This is a genomic window from Chungangia koreensis, assembly GCF_042651785.1.
Classification (GTDB): domain Bacteria; phylum Bacillota; class Bacilli; order Bacillales_A; family Planococcaceae; genus Chungangia; species Chungangia koreensis.
In genome coordinates this window covers 251,535-269,998 of the sequence record NZ_JBHSEC010000005.1, presented here as the reverse complement: position 1 = coordinate 269,998, position 18,464 = coordinate 251,535, and the positions used below count along the sequence as shown (strand labels likewise).

16 protein-coding genes are annotated in these 18,464 nt (G+C 43.0%); 1 reads left to right on the top strand and 15 read right to left on the bottom strand.

Going from position 1 to position 18,464, the window contains the following annotated elements:
• Nucleotides 1-184: 184 nt before the first annotated feature.
• The 6 genes from dtd to ACFOZY_RS05645 form a co-directional block, all read right to left on the bottom strand.
• Nucleotides 185-631 (bottom strand): D-aminoacyl-tRNA deacylase, encoded by a 447-nt coding sequence (gene dtd / locus ACFOZY_RS05670; protein WP_378153194.1) that lies wholly within the window; start codon nt 629-631, stop codon nt 185-187.
• A gap of 18 nt (nt 632-649) precedes the next feature.
• The gene (locus ACFOZY_RS05665) at nt 650-2,845 is read right to left on the bottom strand and encodes a RelA/SpoT family protein (protein WP_378153192.1); all 2,196 of its coding nucleotides are present in this window, start codon (nt 2,843-2,845) and stop codon (nt 650-652) included.
• Nucleotides 2,846-2,957: 112 nt separating this feature from the next.
• Nucleotides 2,958-3,470 (bottom strand): adenine phosphoribosyltransferase, encoded by a 513-nt coding sequence (locus ACFOZY_RS05660; protein ID WP_378153190.1) that lies wholly within the window; start codon nt 3,468-3,470, stop codon nt 2,958-2,960.
• Nucleotides 3,461-5,806 (bottom strand): single-stranded-DNA-specific exonuclease RecJ, encoded by a 2,346-nt coding sequence (recJ, locus tag ACFOZY_RS05655; RefSeq protein WP_378153188.1) that lies wholly within the window; start codon nt 5,804-5,806, stop codon nt 3,461-3,463. The genes ACFOZY_RS05660 and recJ overlap by 10 nt, the downstream gene beginning before the upstream one ends.
• Nucleotides 5,807-5,897: 91 nt before the next feature.
• Complete coding sequence (gene secDF / locus ACFOZY_RS05650; protein WP_378153186.1) at nt 5,898-8,171, bottom strand: protein translocase subunit SecDF; 2,274 nt, start codon at nt 8,169-8,171, stop codon at nt 5,898-5,900.
• A 105-nt stretch (nt 8,172-8,276) separates the two neighbouring features.
• Complete coding sequence (locus ACFOZY_RS05645; protein WP_378153184.1) at nt 8,277-8,603, bottom strand: post-transcriptional regulator; 327 nt, start codon at nt 8,601-8,603, stop codon at nt 8,277-8,279.
• A 95-nt stretch (nt 8,604-8,698) separates the two neighbouring features.
• Here ACFOZY_RS05645 and ACFOZY_RS05640 point away from each other — a divergent pair, with 95 nt between their 5' ends.
• On the top strand, nt 8,699-10,222 hold the full coding sequence (locus ACFOZY_RS05640; RefSeq protein ID WP_378153182.1) for a putative polysaccharide biosynthesis protein: 1,524 nt from the start codon (nt 8,699-8,701) through the stop codon (nt 10,220-10,222).
• Here ACFOZY_RS05640 and ACFOZY_RS05635 read toward each other — a convergent pair.
• From ACFOZY_RS05635 to pheA, 9 genes are all read right to left on the bottom strand, one after another.
• Complete coding sequence (locus tag ACFOZY_RS05635) at nt 10,203-10,853, bottom strand: DUF421 domain-containing protein (protein ID WP_378153180.1); 651 nt, start codon at nt 10,851-10,853, stop codon at nt 10,203-10,205. The two genes, ACFOZY_RS05640 and ACFOZY_RS05635, sit on opposite strands and share 20 nt — an antisense overlap.
• A 90-nt stretch (nt 10,854-10,943) precedes the next feature.
• Entirely contained in the window at nt 10,944-11,195 is a 252-nt protein-coding gene (yajC, locus tag ACFOZY_RS05630; RefSeq protein WP_378153178.1) for a preprotein translocase subunit YajC, read from the bottom strand.
• Nucleotides 11,196-11,256: 61 nt separating this feature from the next.
• Nucleotides 11,257-12,396: a tRNA guanosine(34) transglycosylase Tgt gene (tgt, locus tag ACFOZY_RS05625; protein ID WP_378153176.1), complete on the bottom strand. Its 1,140-nt coding sequence runs from the start codon at nt 12,394-12,396 to the stop codon at nt 11,257-11,259.
• Nucleotides 12,397-12,410: 14 nt separating this feature from the next.
• The gene (queA, locus tag ACFOZY_RS05620; RefSeq protein ID WP_378153174.1) at nt 12,411-13,451 is read right to left on the bottom strand and encodes a tRNA preQ1(34) S-adenosylmethionine ribosyltransferase-isomerase QueA; all 1,041 of its coding nucleotides are present in this window, start codon (nt 13,449-13,451) and stop codon (nt 12,411-12,413) included.
• A gap of 15 nt (nt 13,452-13,466) precedes the next feature.
• Nucleotides 13,467-14,468, bottom strand: coding sequence for a Holliday junction branch migration DNA helicase RuvB (gene ruvB / locus ACFOZY_RS05615; RefSeq protein WP_378153172.1), 1,002 nt, complete (start codon nt 14,466-14,468; stop codon nt 13,467-13,469).
• A 38-nt stretch (nt 14,469-14,506) separates the two neighbouring features.
• Nucleotides 14,507-15,118 carry a Holliday junction branch migration protein RuvA gene (gene ruvA / locus ACFOZY_RS05610; RefSeq protein WP_378153170.1) on the bottom strand — a complete coding sequence of 204 codons (612 nt, stop codon included), beginning with the start codon at nt 15,116-15,118 and terminating at the stop codon, nt 14,507-14,509.
• Nucleotides 15,119-15,226: 108 nt separating this feature from the next.
• Nucleotides 15,227-16,102, bottom strand: a complete 876-nt coding sequence (locus tag ACFOZY_RS05605; protein WP_378153168.1) for a phosphotransferase — start codon at nt 16,100-16,102, stop codon at nt 15,227-15,229.
• 3 nt (nt 16,103-16,105) lie between these two features.
• Complete coding sequence (gene safA / locus ACFOZY_RS05600; protein WP_378153166.1) at nt 16,106-17,377, bottom strand: SafA/ExsA family spore coat assembly protein; 1,272 nt, start codon at nt 17,375-17,377, stop codon at nt 16,106-16,108.
• A gap of 203 nt (nt 17,378-17,580) precedes the next feature.
• On the bottom strand, nt 17,581-18,459 hold the full coding sequence (gene pheA, locus ACFOZY_RS05595; RefSeq protein ID WP_378153164.1) for a prephenate dehydratase: 879 nt from the start codon (nt 18,457-18,459) through the stop codon (nt 17,581-17,583).
• Between the last annotated feature and the right edge of the window lie 5 nt (nt 18,460-18,464).

Here is an 18,464-nt window from a genome sequence, read left to right as displayed (position 1 = left end):
TTAAAAAAGATGACTCCGGTACAATACCGAAGCCATCTTTTGGCTGCCTAATTGGCAGGTTGCTTTTATTTAATTGTCCATTTTACAGGGCGCAGTTCAATTTGAGTGGACAGGTTCTTTTTATTTTGAATGGATATTCGAATCCCCTGAACTAACAAGCATTAGTTCAGGGGGTTTTCAAAACTCATTTATCTTTCGTATCAAGGATTATTGTGACAGGTCCATCATTGATCAAGGAAACATCCATCATAGCCCCAAAAACACCTGTTTCTACCTCAAGCTCTTTACTTTTCAGTTTTTCATTGAAAAGCTCCCACATCGGCATTGCCTGATCGGGACGGGCTGCACCTGTGAAACTTGGCCTTCTTCCTCTTTTCGTTTCAGCATACAGTGTAAATTGTGAAATGGACAAAATCCTGCCACCTACTGAAGAAATCGGAAGGTTCATCTTCCCCTCTTCATCCTCCCATAGCCTCAAGTTGGCAATTTTATCTGCCGCATAATCCAAATCTTCTTCTGTATCTTCATGGGTTATACCGACTAAAAGGACATACCCCTTTTCTATTTCCCCGGTAATTTCCCCATCAACTTTCACAGAGGCAGCACCACTCCGTTGCAATACAACTCTCATGAATTCCGCTCCTAACCATCAGTTCGTCACACGCTGCACGGAGTAAATATCTTTGATCTGCTTAATTCGTTCTACTACTCTGTGCAAATGCGTAATATTATTGATCATAATCGTCATTTGGATACTCGCAATCTTATCCTTGTCCGCTCGGCCACTGACGGCAGAAATGGATGTCTTCGTTTCATTGACGACCTGCATGACTTCATTCAACAAGCCGGGTCGATCAAAGCCGGAGATTTCGATATCCACCTGGTATACCTTACGTACCGGCAATACATCGTTCTCCCATTCCACATCTATCAGACGATCTGTCGTTTCTTCTGTATGGACATTCGGGCAATCCGTCCGATGTACGGATACGCCGCGTCCTTTCGTAATAAACCCGACAATATCGTCTCCCGGTACCGGACTACAGCAACGGGACAATCTGATTAACAAATTTTCTATTCCTTTTACAACCACACCTGACTCAGTTGACCTTTTCGGTTGAACAGCTTTCAGTTCAGATGTTATCTTTTCCAACGCATCTTCTTGATCGCGCTGTTTCCTGATCTTTTCTGCTAAACGATTCACAACTTGTTGTGCGGTAATGCCATTGAAACCGACCGCAGCATACATATCTTCTTCGTTTAAGAAATTGAATTTTTCACAAACACGTTTTACATTCTCGTTTGTCAGAACTTCCTTAACCTCAAATTCTTGGGCTTTGATTTCCTTTTCAATCATTTCCCGTCCTTTGAGTACGTTTTCTTCACGTTGCTGTTTCTTGAAAAACTGCTTAATCTTGTTTTTTGCTTGTGATGTAGTTGCGATTTTGAGCCAGTCACGGCTAGGGCCGAATGACTGCTTAGAAGTAAGAACTTCCACAATATCCCCAGTTTGGAGTTTCGTATCAAGCGGAACCATCTTACCGTTCACTTTTGCACCGACTGTCTTGTTTCCTACTTCAGAGTGGACACGATAAGCGAAATCGATGGCTACTGAGCTTGCCGGTAGCTCAATCACATCTCCTTTTGGTGTAAAGACATACACCATATCAGAAAACAGATCATATTTAAGAGACTCCATAAACTCTTCCGCATTAGAAGATTCGTTTTGGAACTCAAGTATTTCACGGAACCACGTCAGCTTAGAATCTACATCATGACGGTGTAGATCAACCGATTTCCCTTCTTTATACGCCCAGTGGGCAGCAACCCCGAATTCAGCGATTCTGTGCATTTCCTGTGTTCTGATCTGCACTTCTAAAGGTTCGCCTTGAGGACCGATCACTGTCGTATGAAGAGATTGGTATAGGTTCTGTTTTGGCATAGCGATGTAGTCCTTGAAACGTCCAGGCATCGGTTTCCAAAGAGTATGGATAATTCCTAATACCGCATAGCAATCTTTAATACTGTCAACGATAATTCTTATTGCAAGCAGGTCATAGATTTCATTGAATTGCTTGTTTTGCTGAGTCATCTTTTTGAAAATACTATAGATATGCTTCGGACGGCCATTGAGCTCTGCACGGACGTTCAAGTCCTTCAATTGTTCGCCAATAACTTTCATGACGTCTTTTAAATACTCTTCACGTTCTGTCCGCTTCTGTTTCATCAGATTGACAATACGATAATATTGCTGTGGATCCAAATATCGTAAAGCTGTATCTTCGAGTTCCCAACGAATGGTTGAAATTCCAAGGCGATGGGCAAGTGGAGCAAAGATTTCAAGCGTCTCATTAGAAACACGCCGCTGCTTTTCTGGAGAAACAAATTTCAATGTCCGCATATTATGCAGGCGGTCTGCCAACTTTATAAGAATAACCCGGATATCCTGTGCCATTGCGACAAACATTTTACGGTAGTTTTCCGCAAGCTTCTCTTCTTTGGATAAATACTTGATTTTTTCAAGCTTTGTCACTCCATCAACGAGCATGGCAACTTCTTCATTGAATATCCGAACGATATCTTCCCTGTTAATTGTCGTATCTTCGACGACGTCATGAAGAAACCCGGCCGCAACTGTAGCTGGGTCCATTTGTAGTTTCGCCAGGATCCCCGCCACTTGCACCGGATGTAAAATATATGGCTCACCTGAACTTCGGAATTGTTCCCGATGAGCTTCTTCTGCCAAATCATACGCTTTTTTGACAAACTCCACGTGCTCCGTGTTCATATAAGAACTTACTGCTTCGAACACCTCGTCAGCTGTCATGATTTGGTTCTTTGCCATGTCGATTCACCTGCGTTCCCTTTTCCAAAAATGGATAGATAATAATTATTCTAATAAAAAAACCAAGGACTTGTAAAGTCCCTGGTCATGTCTAAATAATCCAGCTCTTCCATTAGTACTGTACTAATGCAGTTACATCATAGCCTTTTAACCGATCACGGCCATTTAAATAAGATAATTCAATTAGGAATGCGCAGCCAGCTACGACACCGCCAAGTTGTTCAACAAGCTTCACTGTCGCTTCGACTGTTCCGCCTGTCGCCAATAAATCATCAACGATCAGAACGCGTTGCCCAGGCTTGATGGCATCTTTATGGATCGTCAATGTATCTTTTCCATACTCTAAATCATATTCGACAGCAATTGTCTCTCGAGGAAGTTTTCCCGGTTTCCGAACTGGAGCAAATCCTACTTCCAAGGCATATGCGACCGGGCATCCAATAATGAAACCGCGGGCTTCTGGACCCACAATAATTTCCGCCCCGACTTCTTTCGCATATTTTACAATTTCATCCGTAGCATATTTGTATACTTCACCTTTATCCATAATTGTTGTGATGTCTTTAAAACGGATCCCTTCTTTTGGATAATCCTCAACAATCGTGACATATTCTTTTAAATCCAAGCTATTTCCTCCTCAGAGGTTTGTCCGTCCAACAGGCCGTCAAACCACGTTTTCAATTCCATATATGGCGCGTAAAGCAGCAGTTGCTCCATACGGATCTGCTGCTCCCTTTGCTTGTAGCTCGGGGCTTCTGACAAATCGCGCTTTATAGGAGTATGATTGATTTCCGCAAGTCCATTGTTTATTTTAACAAAATCGAGTTCTAAAAACACCTTTGACATGAAAAATATCAATTCCCGGCTCCAACCTTTATGTTTTGCCAGTTCATTTGCATTTTTCCTGATATCGAAGGACTCTCGTTTTTTGAGGAATGCATAATACCAAGAAAACTGTTCCCTTGTCGGCAAACCGCCAAAAAATCGGGATTCCGCCACATAAAAATGAGCATACACCCTTTTAGGTTTGATAGTGCTTATCATTTTCTCCATCATGTTCAAATCTGACGGTAAATCTAAGAGAACGATATTCTCACAAGTAAAGCTGTCTTCAGTCGAGTGAAGCCTAATTTCTTTTTTTATAAGGTGCCGGAAAAATTGGACCGTTTCTTGCTCGAAAGCGAAGAAGATAGTTTCCGATTCCGGAATCGTATGCAACCAACGATCAACTTGCCGGATTCCTCGAATATCAAACAACTGCCACTCCTTAGAACGTGCATCTTCAATCATAAATTGAGGTTTTTTACGGCCATTCCACTCATTGATCGATAAATCACCTACAAGCGAAATCTTAATACCCGGCGTCAGTTGATCAATTAGTTCACCATGCCCAAAGCCAACAGCATCAACAGACGAAGTACCATCAAACAATTCCATCTTTGCATGATTTTGGGCAGCCCCAATTTTTCGGGACGTTGATACGAAAACATCCTCAATTAAATATTTCGGTTTTGGAAAATCTATTCCGAACGGCTCGAGTTCCCGCAATGATTCAATCGATTCGAGATCGATATCATTAATTGAAATCGGAATGTCGACATTGAGAACAGGTATTAAATCATCCTTCTGTAAGCATTCCTTTGCCTGTGTATCCAGCCTTCTCCTTAACTCGTCAACGTGATCTGACTTCAATGTCATCCCGGCTGCCATTGGATGTCCTCCGAAATGAGGCAGGATTTCACGGTTCTTGTCCAACTCATTATACAGATGAAAACCTTCAATACTTCTGGCAGACCCTTTCGCATTACCTGTTTCTGGATCAATCGATAAAACAATCGCAGGACGGTAATACTTTTCAACTAAGCGTGAAGCAACAATCCCGACCACTCCAGGATTCCATCCTTCTTTCGCCACTACGATGACCGTCGGTTCTGCTTCAATTTCATTTGGATCGATTAATGCTTCTGCTTCCTCCGTAATCGTAGACACAATGGATTGACGTTCTTTATTCTTATCATCCAGCAATTTTGCCAATGAAGCAGCTTCTATAGGATCGTCGGTTAGAAATAATGTTACTGCCGGATCCGCATCTCCCAAACGGCCTACTGCATTGATACGTGGTCCAAAAGCAAAACCGATTGTCTCTTCGGTGATTTCCTTCTGTTCTACTCCAGACACCTTGCACATCGCACGAATAGCAAGTCTCTCAGTTTTCCTTAGCCGTTTAAGTCCTTCTTTGACGATATAACGGTTCTCACCTTGTAATGGAACTAAGTCAGCAATCGTCCCGATTGCCGCGAGTTCAAATAAATGATTCGGCACTTCACCATATAAGGCATGTGCTAACTTAAGCGCTACCCCTACCCCTGCAAGCTCACCAAATGGATAATTTCCTTCCGGATGCCGTGGATGTATGACAGCATCGGCCTTTGGCAACTCCTCGCCAGGCTCGTGGTGGTCCGTTACAATCACTTTCATGCCAAGTTTCTTGGCCAATTCAACTTCTGCCAAACCTGAAATTCCATTATCTACAGTAATCAGCAGTTTCGTGCCTTTCTCATGGGCTATTCTAAAAAGCCGTTCACTTGGACCATAGCCATCAGTAAAACGGTTTGGAATCATGAAATCGACATGAGCACCTAATTCAGTCATAGCCGTCAATAAGACTGAAACGCTGGTCACTCCGTCCGCATCATAGTCCCCATATATCAGGATCCTCTCCCCTTCCATGATGGAGTGCTTGATCATCCGCACTGCCACATCCATATCTTTCATCAGATACGGATCATGGAGGGAGTTTTCATCCATATGTATAAAATAACGGGCCGCCTCTGGATCGGTCAATCCACGGGAAGCCAGAACCTTTGCTGAAATGACCGGTATATTCAATTCATTCGCCAGCTGTTCAATCACATCTTGGTCCGGCCGCTGGATGAGCCATCTTTTTTTTGATTCGATCATTTTTTTGTCACTTCCTTACAGAATCATTATACAGCGTAATGGGCAACAAAAAAACCTTTTGGACAGAGCCAAAAGGTTTTAAAGGTTTGTATTAAACGACCGGTTCATCTGAACCCCAAGTTTTTTTCTTTTCTTCAGTATCAAGAGAACCTTTATTCTTGATTTCTTTAGCTTTCATCACATACCACAATTGGGCTGAAATGAAGATAGAAGAATACGTTCCCGCAATCAGACCAATCAATAAGGCTATCGAGAAGTTTGTTATAGATGGCGCACCAAAGATCAGCAATGCGACTACCACCAAGATAACAGTCAATACCGTATTGACAGATCGGCCTAATGTTTGACGCAATGATTTGTTTACAATATTCGCCAACTCATCTGCATTTTCAATCTTTTTAACCTTATGCAGATTTTCACGGATACGGTCAAATGTAACAATCGTATCGTTAATGGAATAACCAATGATGGTTAGAACCGCTGCAACGAACGTTATATCCACCTCAAGCCGTAGGATACTGAATATAGCAATCATGAAGAAAGCATCATGCAATAATGCAGCAATAGAGGCAAGACCCATCCGCCATTCAAACCGGAATGCGACATAAATAATTATTCCGATCGCAGCAATCGATAGTGCATAAATAGCATTTTGCACTAATTCTTTACCAACGGTTGGAGATACAGTACTAATATTCGGATCATGCCCATAGTCTTTTTGGATGGTAGTCTTCAGCTCATTAATGTTCTGTTGAGAGAATTCTTCCTTATATCGCACAACACCAATGTTATTTAGGTCACCAGAAATGACGACATCCTCAGAAGGATATCCGATTTCTTCTACGTAATCCGTAATCTCCTGTTGTGTCAATTGGTTGTCTGATACGATTTCCATCCGGGTACCGCTTGAGAAATCGATTCCCAAGTTCAATCTGAATACACCAAGGATAATCGCACCTGCAACTAACAGGACAATGGATAACGTAAAGAACTTCTTACGGTTGTGGACAAAATCAATTCGATCAAATTTAGTTGATAAATCTAACGTATCTAAATGCTCATCTGCAGGATGGACAGCAGATTTCCGAATACCATATAGGAATGGCTTTCCATCAGTAACACCACTATGGACGATCAGTCCCATTAGTAGACGGGATCCCCATACAGCAGTGAAGAATGTTACAACGATACTGATCATCAAAAGTGTTGCAAAACCTTTAATGGAGCTTGTCCCAAAGAAGAACAGGACAACTGCTGCCAAGAAAGTCGTTACGTTAGCATCAAGAATAGCAGAGAATGAGTTTTTCGACCCTTCATGATATGCTTGCTTGACTGTTTTACCGATCCGTAACTCTTCTTTGATCCGTTCTGCGGTAAGGATGTTGGCATCAACTGCCATACCTACCCCTAATACAAGTGCTGCAATACCAGGCAACGTCAATGTTCCATTGATCCAATCAAAGATCAACAGGTTCAAATAGACGAAAACTGAAAGTGTAATAATTGCAACTAACCCTGGGATCCGGTAGTAGAACAACATGAAAATGAAGATTAATGCTACACCGATAATACTTGCCAAAACAGTAGAGCTTAATGCGTCATCTCCGAATTGTGCTCCCACTGAAGTGGAATAAATCTCTTCCAGATGGACTGGCAATGAGCCGGCGTTCAAAATTCCAGCCAAGTTTTTCGTTTCCTCAGGAGTAAACGATCCGCTAATTTGAACTTCAGTCGAACTGATTACTTGTTTAACTGACGGTGCTGATACGAAAGCTGGATCCTCTTTCGTCAACTCTTCCCTAAAAGACATACCCTCTTGATAATCCAGCCAGATTACCATTACGTTATCCGGATATGGCTTTGCAGAAATTTCCTTTGTTACTTCCGCAAATTTATTGGCATCTTTCAGTTGCAGTGTAACAATCGGTCGACCTTGTTCATCAAAAGTAGCGTTTGCTCCGCCTTCTTTTAAATCATCTCCGCCGAGCATTAGATTATCATCTGAATCCCGGAAAGTCAGGTTAGCCTGTGTTGACAGTAATTCTCTGGCAGATTCCTGATCTTCTACACCCGCTAACTGAACACGGATTCGATCTTTCCCCTCGACTTGTATCACTGGTTCATTAACGCCCAAAACGTCAACACGGTTGATCAAAGCACTCGCTGTATCCGCTACAACCTCTTCAGTGATTTTCTGGTTTCCATCTTCTTTCAATGGTTGCACTTCATATAAGACTTCAAATCCTCCTTGAAGATCCAAGCCCAATTTAATATCATGTAAAATCCCTTTTGCAGTTGTGCTCATAGAAGCCGCTAAAACAAGTACTACAAGCAAAAAGGCAACTATCCGGCCTCTTGTTTTCATATGTAGATTTCCTCCTTAAAAACGGCGGATCCTTCCGCCCCGTAAAACAATAAGTCTATTATGAAACTCTTTTTTATGAGTGTCAAATCAATATTTTCCAGAAAATTACTCTTCTCGTTCATTTTTGCCCGACTGCGGGTTCAATAGGACTTGCAATTCATCCTTGTTCAAATCAGTGAACCAGTTAGCGGTTTTAAATTCTTCCACTTGAGTATTCGTCATGTATTCTGCAGGAGAGGTTTGCATAATATCATTGATGATTTGATAAAGCGGCATGTCACTAACATCCCGTTTTCTCCATTTTTTCCGGATGAGGTATTTCCATATGTCCTCGACTGTCACTGAATCGTACTGATAATGCTTAAATTCATTCTTTTTACTTTCCAATGCCGGCAGTACATGCTGATAAATATGTTCATAGTCGATCCCCATTCTTCCACTTTCCCTTCATTCGGTTTTAACTGCCCGTCCTCTCGCATACGAATATTGTATATGAAATTGTCTGACTTGAGAAGGAAGTGTATGGAATGTCGTCATTTTTCCGCGGGACGCTTATTTTAATGTTTGCTGTGCTCGTCACCAAAGTATTCGGTTTCATTTACCGGATTCAATTCATGCGTGTGGCGGGTGAGGAAGCGGTTGGAATATTTAATACCGCTTACCCCGCTTTCATCTTTTTCCTGTCCCTTATTACATTAGGTCTGCCGATAGCAGTAGCTAAAGTTATAGCCGAACTCGAAGCGAAGGGACAACAGAATCGTTTCTCACAAGTCATGAGGACTTCAACCGTTTTGACAACCGCTGCCACCATCGTCATGATCCCTCTTCTGGTCCTATTCATTCCTTTCCTCTCAGGAGAGCTTTTGAAAGAGGATAGCACCTCTTGGACTCTGTATTTAGGATTAGCAACCGTTCCAATCGCTGCTGCATCCGGATTGATTCGAGGCTATTTCCAAGGGATCGCCAGAATTGAAGAGACAGCCTGGTCCCAAATTTTGGAGCAGCTTATTCGAATCGGACTTATTACTTATATGCTCCCTTATTTCATAGCCACTGAACAACCTGCCAAAACAGCAGCGATTGCCATGTTCATCACGTTGTTATCGGAAGCCGCTTCTCTTCTGTATTTATGGTGGAAATATAGACAGGCTAAAGCAAAAACGTTGAAGCCGGAGCAGATGAAAAACGGATATTATTCCGCAAAACCTTTGTTGTCCGTAGCGGTACCTTCTGCAGGAAGCAGACTTTTCGGCTCGTTCACTTGGTTTTTGGAACCGATTATTTTCCTAAGGGCTTTAGCGGTTTCAGGAATCACGGCAGCAGCTGCAACCACACTATATGGAATCATTTCAGGTGTGTTGATTCCCTTATTGTTATTCCCGTCTTTCATTCCATTTGCCTTATCCGTCGTATTGGTGCCGGCTGTAAGTGGAGCTATTGCGGCTAAAAAGAAAGACGTCATGCGGGAACGGATTCATTTAGCTTTACGCTTATCAACCTTAACAGGCTGTTTTGCCGCCACTCTTTTCTTTGTCCACGGTGAAGAGATCGCGATCAGTATTTTTCATATTTCCAAAGGAGCAGAATATATGACATTGCTTGCTCCGATTTTCTTCTTTTACTACATCCAGTCACCACTGATGTCCATTTTACAGGCAATGCAAGAAGCACGGGCGGCCATGATGAACTCCGTATACGGTGGTGTCGGAAAGCTTGCGGTCATGTTTGTTCTCGCGTCACAGCCTGGTTTACAGGAGACAGGAGCTGTGCTTGCTATCGGGTTTGGTGTATTGGTAACATCATTCCTTCACATCGCAACATTGCGTCAAAAAAAAGAGACGAAAACAGGCTTCCGGATGTTCGTCGTTCCGTACGCATTATTCATTCTGACGTGTTATTTCCGTCCTATTCTTTTACCTATAGGCACGTATTCATTGTATACGGATGCAGCAATCACCATGCTCATGCTTTTGGCTGGCCTGATCGTGTTCCGTCAATTCAAGCTCAGTGATCTTGGACAACTGAAGAAGCTTATGAGGAAGAAGTTTTAGCTGATGTCTTGAGTTGGACCCAAATGCCATCCTTCTCAAGTCCACAGTAGAAAATATCTTCAACCTTTGTGTTTTTCTTATTTATTTCGCTCTTTAGCCAATCGACATTTTTATTGATTAGCCTCAGGTGATCGTATTGGACTTCCCCGTCTATTACTAAAGGGAGGACAGGGATCGCCCCATCTTTTGTAAAGACGGACAAATTTCCGGAAGGTTCCAAGAAAGCATAAGAAATTTCGCTTACACCGCCGATTTGCTGTTCTCGAAGCTGTTGGAATAGGTCATCTAAGTTGTATCGCTGCAGGCGCATTTCAGTCTCCAAGATTTCTCCATTCCTGACGATTATGGTTGGATCACCTTCTATTAAATCCCTTGCCTTCTTGCTCTTTAAAGATATAGTGGAGGAGGCAATTTGAATTACCATCAGAAGGAACATCGGCAAGAATGCTTCCCAAAGTGCCGCGTCCCGTTGCTCAATGGCCGTAGCAGCCACCTCTGCTATTAATACAAAAATAACTAAATCGATGATACTTAATTCACCGACTTCTCTCTTTCCCATCAACCTGAATATGATTAATAGGACAACGTAAAGCACAATGGTCCGGTAAAAGATTTCCCAAAAAACGTCCATGGTATCTCCTTTTTTCTTACCATGTGTCTAATTCAAAAAAATATGTAAAAAACCTGATTTCATCTCTATGAAATCAGGTTTAATCACAAATTATAGTGCTGGACCTTCTGACTCCACACGTCCGATCGCTGCGCGTTCAAAACGAAGGGTTGTCCCATCCAAACATTTCAAAGTAATTGTCGTATCGTCCACCGCATCTACTGTTCCATGCAGCCCCCCGACTGTCACGACCACATCGCCGCGCTTCAGGCTATTCTGCATTTGAGCTGTGGTTTTTTGACGTTTTTGCGCCGGACGGATCAAGAAGAACCACATCACAGCGAACATCAATACTAATGGCAATAAGCCAGCTAAACCTTCCATCTATCTTTCCCCCTCCCTACTATATACCAGTATACAAAAATCAGAAATTTTTTGCATTCGGTTTATTATAACCGTATTCCTCGAAAAATTCTTCCTTAAAGTCACCGAGACGGTCATTCCGGATTGCCTCTCTCACATCTTCCATCAAATTCAGCAAGAAATGGAGATTATGATAAGTTGTTAGACGAATTCCGAACGTTTCATCTGTCCTAATTAAATGACGGACATAGGCACGTGAGTAATTACGGCAAGTGTAGCAATTACAGTTTTCATCAATAGGACCAAAATCACGGGCGAACTTCTCGTTTTTAATAACGAGACGACCCTTACTTGTCATAAGTGTTCCATTCCGGGCTATACGAGTCGGTAAAACGCAGTCGAACATATCAATACCACGGATAGCTCCGTCGATCAATGAGTCCGGAGAACCGACACCCATCAAATAACGTGGCTTATTGGAAGGCAGCAATGGTGTTGTAAATTCCATTACACGGTTCATGATATCCTTCGGTTCCCCAACGGATAGACCACCTACAGCATAACCAGGGAAGTCCAGCGATACCAAATCTTTCGCTGATTGTGTTCTTAAATCTTCATATTCCCCACCTTGTACAATTCCGAATAACCCTTGATCTTGTGGACGAGCATGGGCAGTCAAGCAGCGTTCCGCCCATCGTGACGTCCGCTCCACACTTTGTTTCATATAGTCATGGGTCGCTGGAAATGGGGGGCATTCATCGAAGGCCATCATAATATCGGAACCGAGTGCATTTTGGATCTCCATCGCTTTCTCCGGACTAAGGAAGAGCTTACTGCCATTCAAATGATGTCTGAAGTGCACCCCTTCTTCCTCAATCTTCCGAAAATCGCTTAAGCTGAATACTTGGAAACCGCCTGAATCCGTCAAAATCGCCCGGTCCCAATTCATGAATTTATGTAATCCACCAGCTTCCCGAATAATCTCATGTCCTGGACGGAGCCATAGATGGTACGTGTTGCTAAGGATTATTCCAGCACCCATGTCCTTTAACTCTTCCGGAGACATTGTTTTAACAGTGGCTTGTGTTCCAACTGGCATGAATGCCGGAGTTTCAAATGAACCGTGGGGCGTATGGACAATTCCTAACCTTGCACCAGTTTGTTTATCGGTCTTAATCAATTCATATGTTATTGCAGCCATTTACAGGCTCCTTTCTATTGATCCGAGGGCCGGATGAACATGGCATCCCCGAAGCTGAAAAATCGATATTGTTCCTTGACCGCATCATTGTAGGCGTTTAAAATGTTCTCTCTTGAAGATAGGGCACTGACGAGCATGACTAATGTAGACTTCGGCAAATGGAAGTTTGTAATGAGTCCATCAATACATTTAAATTCATATCCGGGATAAATGAAGATCGCTGTCCAACCAGACTCCGCACGAATTTCCCCATTATATTTAGTCGCAATGGTCTCAATCGTCCGTGTAGAGGTAGTACCGACAGAAATTACTCTTCCACCTGAAGCCTTCACCCGGTTAATGGTAGCTGCAGCTTCTTCTGTAACACTGTAAAATTCTGAATGCATTTCGTGCTCTTCAATGGAATCTACACTAACAGGACGGAAAGTACCTAATCCGACGTGAAGAGTTATAAAAACAATCTCAACGCCTTTTTCTCGGATACGATCCAGCAGTTCAGGTGTAAAATGAAGCCCAGCTGTTGGAGCCGCTGCTGATCCTTGTTCTTTCGCATAAACCGTCTGATAACGGTCCTTGTCCTCTAATTTCTCATGAATGTAGGGAGGCAAGGGCATTTCACCCAGACGATCGAGCAATTCATAAAAGATGCCTTCGTATTCAAATTTAAAGACTCGGCCGCCATGATCCTTTTCTCCAACACAGATCGCCTTTAACAAACCTTCTCCAAAGGTGACGACTGTCCCGATCTTTACACGCTTGGCCGGTTTCACGAGTGTCTCCCATTCATCTTTACCCAATTCCTTCAGCAACAACAGTTCAATATGCGCCCCTGTTTCTTCCTTCATCCCCATTAGACGGGCCGGCAACACCTTTGTATCATTTAAAATCAGGCAGTCCCCAGTCTTCAGTTCATCGATTATGTCGGAAAACACCTTATGTTCAAGCTTTCCGCTTTCCCTGTCGAGAATCATGAGCCTGCTGGAAGCACGGTCCTTTAATGGCGTTTGAGCAATCAGTTCTTCAGGCAATTCAAAGTCAAAATCATTTATATTCATCGTTTACATCCTTCTTTACTCGTTTAGAATAGGCTTTCCAAAATGACGATAAGCTTTTTCAGTCGCCATTCGCCCTCGTGGTGTACGTTGGATCAAACCGATTTGCAACAAATACGGTTCATATACATCTTCAATCGTCGTCGATTCCTCACCGATACTTGCAGCCAATGTATCCAAGCCTACAGGTCCGCCCTTAAATCGTTCAATCATACTTAGTATGAGTTTATGGTCAATATTATCGAGTCCATGGGAATCGACCCGAAGCATTTCAAGGGCTTCCCTCGTCAACTCGATTGTAATTCGACCATCTCCTCTGACTTGCGCATAATCCCTCACGCGCTTCAGTAAGCGATTAGCAATCCTCGGAGTCCCCCTCGAGCGGCGGGCAATTTCTTCAGCAGCTGATCCTTCAATTTCGGCTTCAAATAACGCAGAGCTTCTTATGACGATATCTGTCAATGATGCTTCATCATAATATTCCAAGCGCAACGGCACACCGAACCGATCTCTTAAAGGTGCTGATAATGCTCCTGCCCTTGTTGTTGCACCGATCAAGGTAAACGGGGGAAGGTCAAGACGGATCGACCTTGCGGATGGTCCTTTTCCCACAACAATATCCAGGCAAAAATCTTCCATTGCCGGATACAATACTTCTTCAATTGCACGATTTAGCCGGTGAATTTCGTCTATAAACAACACATCTCCCGGCTCCAACGAACTAAGGATGGCAGCAAGGTCTCCTGGCCGTTCAATTGCCGGTCCGCTCGTCATCCGAAAGTTTACCGCCATTTCATTTGCAATTACGGCAGCCAGCGTAGTTTTCCCCAATCCAGGTGGCCCATAAAGTAAGACATGGTCTAAGCATTCTTCACGCATTTTTGCGGCCTTTATAAAAATCTGCAAATTATCTTTCACTTGATCTTGTCCTATATACTGGGCCAACAACTGTGGTCTTAACGATAATTCGAATTTCTCATCATAACTTGAAACTTCTCCAGATATTACCCTATTGTCCATAGTATCCCCTCCTCCCCCTGTTTAATCTTTTAAGGACATTATTGCTTCAATAAAAGCTGTAATGCTTTTTTCATATATGTTTCCGTATCATTCTGTTCATCTTCCAATTTAGGTTTGATTTTGTTCAGCTCCCGCTCCGAGTATCCTAGTGCAGTCAAAGCGAGCAATGCCTCTTCCAACTCATGATTATGCTGGCTGGCAAAAAGGCCCTCTCCATCAAGCTGATGAATTTCAAGGTCCGACTCATCCAATAGCATATTTAGTTTTCCTTTTAAATCTAGAATCATCTGTCTTGCCGTCTTCTTCCCTACACCTGGAAACTGCGTCAAAAATGCATCATCCTCACGCTCAATCGCCCCGATTACTTGTGCAGGTACACCGCTTGCTAAAATCGCCAATGCCCCTTTTGGACCAATTCCGGACACTAATATCAGTTTCCTGAATAATTCCCGCTGCTCCATGTTTCTAAAGCCAAGCAACTGCTGAATATCTTCTCTTACATGAAGATGTGTATAAATCAATTCCGGCTCTTGGGAAACGCGGAAGCTATACGGATTTGGTGTCATGATTTGCCAGCCGATTCCATTCTGATCCACTACTATATATTCTGGTGTAATTCGAACAACTTGTCCTCTTATGTAATCGTACATTGTCGTTTTCTCCTACCTTCTGCCGTTCTGATTATAGCATAAACAAGCCAACATTCCCTCATGGTCGAAAACACGAAAAAGGCCGCTCATTAGCGGCCAGTCACCGTACTATATGGAACGCCTGACAATCTTTTCTACATCATACCACAATTTTGGCCACGACGTGAGGGCTTTGGCAGTGAACAACTTAAGGCGTGGTATTAACTGTTGTCGTTTAATATTTGGAAGACTTATGATATATAACCATTCACGAAGCAGCTCATTTGGATATAATAAGAGAAACATATAAGACGGATCTTTAAACTTCAGGTCTGATTGTTCTTCCAGAAGAAACTCAACACGGTAATCGACATGTGGGAGAACCCGATGCATCCATAGTGCCATCTCCACTTCTTCTGGTCCAAGACAGGCTAAATCGAAGTCTATCAAAATAACCTCGTCGCCTTGCTTTAAGAAGTTATGATGGACGACATCCCCATGCAGCAAGGTACACTCCTTGTTGTTTGGTACAGTTTTTTTTAACCGTTCCAATGCATTTTCTGCATAAAAACGGATCGACTCCGCTTCTTTTTCACCGATAATCCCGGCGATTTCCTTCTGGTGAACAATATACCGTTGAAGCCGTTCCTTCCACTTATGCCGGACATCATAATTCTTTAAATACGACTTTTCTTCCCAATTTATTACATCTGATGTTTGGTGAAGCGATCTAATGGCCCCTAATGACAATTGGCGCTCATTTCGGTTAGCAAAATTAGCCGGCTTTGCCGAAGAGACCCATGGTTGGACGATTGTATTTTCATCCTTCACATCGAAAAGCGGTAAAGTATGTGGAAAATTCACACTTGCTAAATGATGGTGGATCCTACGAATTTTATGAGCCGTATCCAAAGAGTCATATTTTTTTACTGAATACTCTCGGCGGTTAACCGTCCACTTCCAAACGTTTGGCTTAATCTGGATGAATGACTCTTGCGATCCCACGATCTAATAGCAATTACAAGGACCAGGACCATATCCATACTGTCCAGGCATCATGTATGGATTATAACCGTATGGTGCCGCAGCCATTGGATAACCTTGTTGTAATCCGTAATAATCGGGGTACATAGTTGCTCCTGGCGGTGCATATGCCCCTGCTACCTGACCTGGCGCTGGATAGCCATAAGCACCTGCTGCTTGACCCGTTGCCGGATAACCATAAGCACCTGCTACTTGGCCCGTTGCTGGATAGCCATAAGCACCTGCTACTTGGCCCGGTGTCTGGTGTTGATATTGCTGTTCGTATTTTTCAAGGAATGATGAAGGTTCATCATTCGGAGATTCGAGTACCCATCCGGCTGGGCCAGGATTGACCGCCATTTGTCCAGCCACTTCTGGAGTTTCCATCTCCGGTAATTGAACTGGATAGTTACCCATCATCTGTTCAGGAGAAAAATTGGGTGACATCTCTTCCTCGTATACTCCTTGGACCATCTGTTGAGGCATCATACCCGGCATCATTTGATCGGTCATCATACCCGGCATCCCTTGCATTCCGATTGGAGAACCATAATAAGGCATTGGCATCGGAGCCATTGGATAGAAGTGATGCATGAATGGATGGCATGGAATTACCGGAGGGCAAAATTCCGGCATTGGCATGCAACCGCACATAGGACCAGTAAAGTAAGGCTGTGTCATCATTGGCATTTCCATCGGCACGTGTTCCTCTACAATTTCCTCTACCATCGGAGATTCGACTGGCGTTGGCGGAGGTTGAATCGGTGCAGGTTGAACAGGTGCAGGTTGGACATGAGCAGATTGTTGTACTGAATAGAAGTTCTTCGTGATTGGAACGTATTGAATGGCGTGATAATGAGGCATCTGAATCGGCTGTGGGATTGGTGTTGGTTGTACCGGTGCACTATATTTTGGCATTGGAGGTGTTTCAATCATCTTTTCTTTAACCACAACTTTTTCTTTCGGCAATTCCACGACAGGTACCTCCATTTTAGGTGTTTCCATGACAGGCATCTCAACGACTTTTTCCTTCTCAGAGAGCACTACGGTCTTCGGAGGTTTGCCATCATTGAATGGATGCACGATTTCTTCTTTTTTACCCGTCGCCTTATCAGGCAAAAAGATCTTCATGCCCGGTACGATATAATCCGGATTAGCCAAATGGGCATTCATCCTTTTTAATTCGTCGAAGGATACACCATTTTGACGGGCAATTTTCCAAAGTGTATCCCCTTTTTGAACGATATGGACGTTCATTTAAAAACTTCCCCCTTCCGTCTTTTTTATCCTATGAATTGGGTAGATAGAATGACACACTAAAAAAGCCAGTGCAGTTCATGTTAGAATATGAAACATCGTTAGAGTGATATGCATATATGAAGACAATTTTAACTGATAAGGGTCCCATACTAATCTTACATTCATGGAATTCACCTAATAAGAAACGCCATCAGTCCCCGTTAATTGGGGCTTGATGGCGTTTGGTGTGTATAATATGTACCTAATGATTTTACTTTACAGCCGAGTGCCTGGAGTTCTTCCACCGCACCGTTCATCATTGGATGGGATTCATCTTCCATTACGTCCAGGACGAAAAAATAATTACCTAATCCCGTCTTCAATGGTCTGGATTCTATTTTAGTCAAATTAAGTCTTCGCCAAGCGAATACAGACAGTACTTGGTGCAACGCTCCGGAACGGTCATCCACCGGTAGGGTGAGCATGAATGTCGTTTTTGGAGTCTTACTGCTGCCTTCATGATCCAATATTTTCTTATCCTTTGATAGGACCAAGAAGCGGGTATGGTTCTTATGAAAGTCGTGGATATTCTCTTGGACAACCACCAATCCATATTTCTTTGCTGAAAGTCGGTTACCGATCGACGCAATCTGCAATTCTTTATTCTCAGAGACAAATTTTGCTGCGGCCGCTGTAGACGCGTACTGATGTTGACGTATGCCTCTATAAAATAAATATTTATAGCATTGGGCAAGTGCATGAGGATGGGAATAGACGTCTTTGATTTCTTCCCAATCCTCTGCATTTGCAGGATGAACCATTAAATGCTGTTCAATCGGGGACAAGATTTCAGCATTAACCGATAAATCTGCTTCGTGAAACAAATAATCGATTGTCAGGGTTACTGTCCCCTCTAACGTATTCTCAAGTGGAACGACTGCATATTCCAACTCTCCGAGAGAGACAGCTTCTATACACTCCGGGATCGTGGCATAGGGCAATAGCCATCCGTCTTTAAAGAAATTTTTTGCTGCGATATTTGTGAAGGAAGCTTCCGGTCCTAAGTATCCAACCCGTGTCTCCCACTTTTTCTCAACCACTAAAG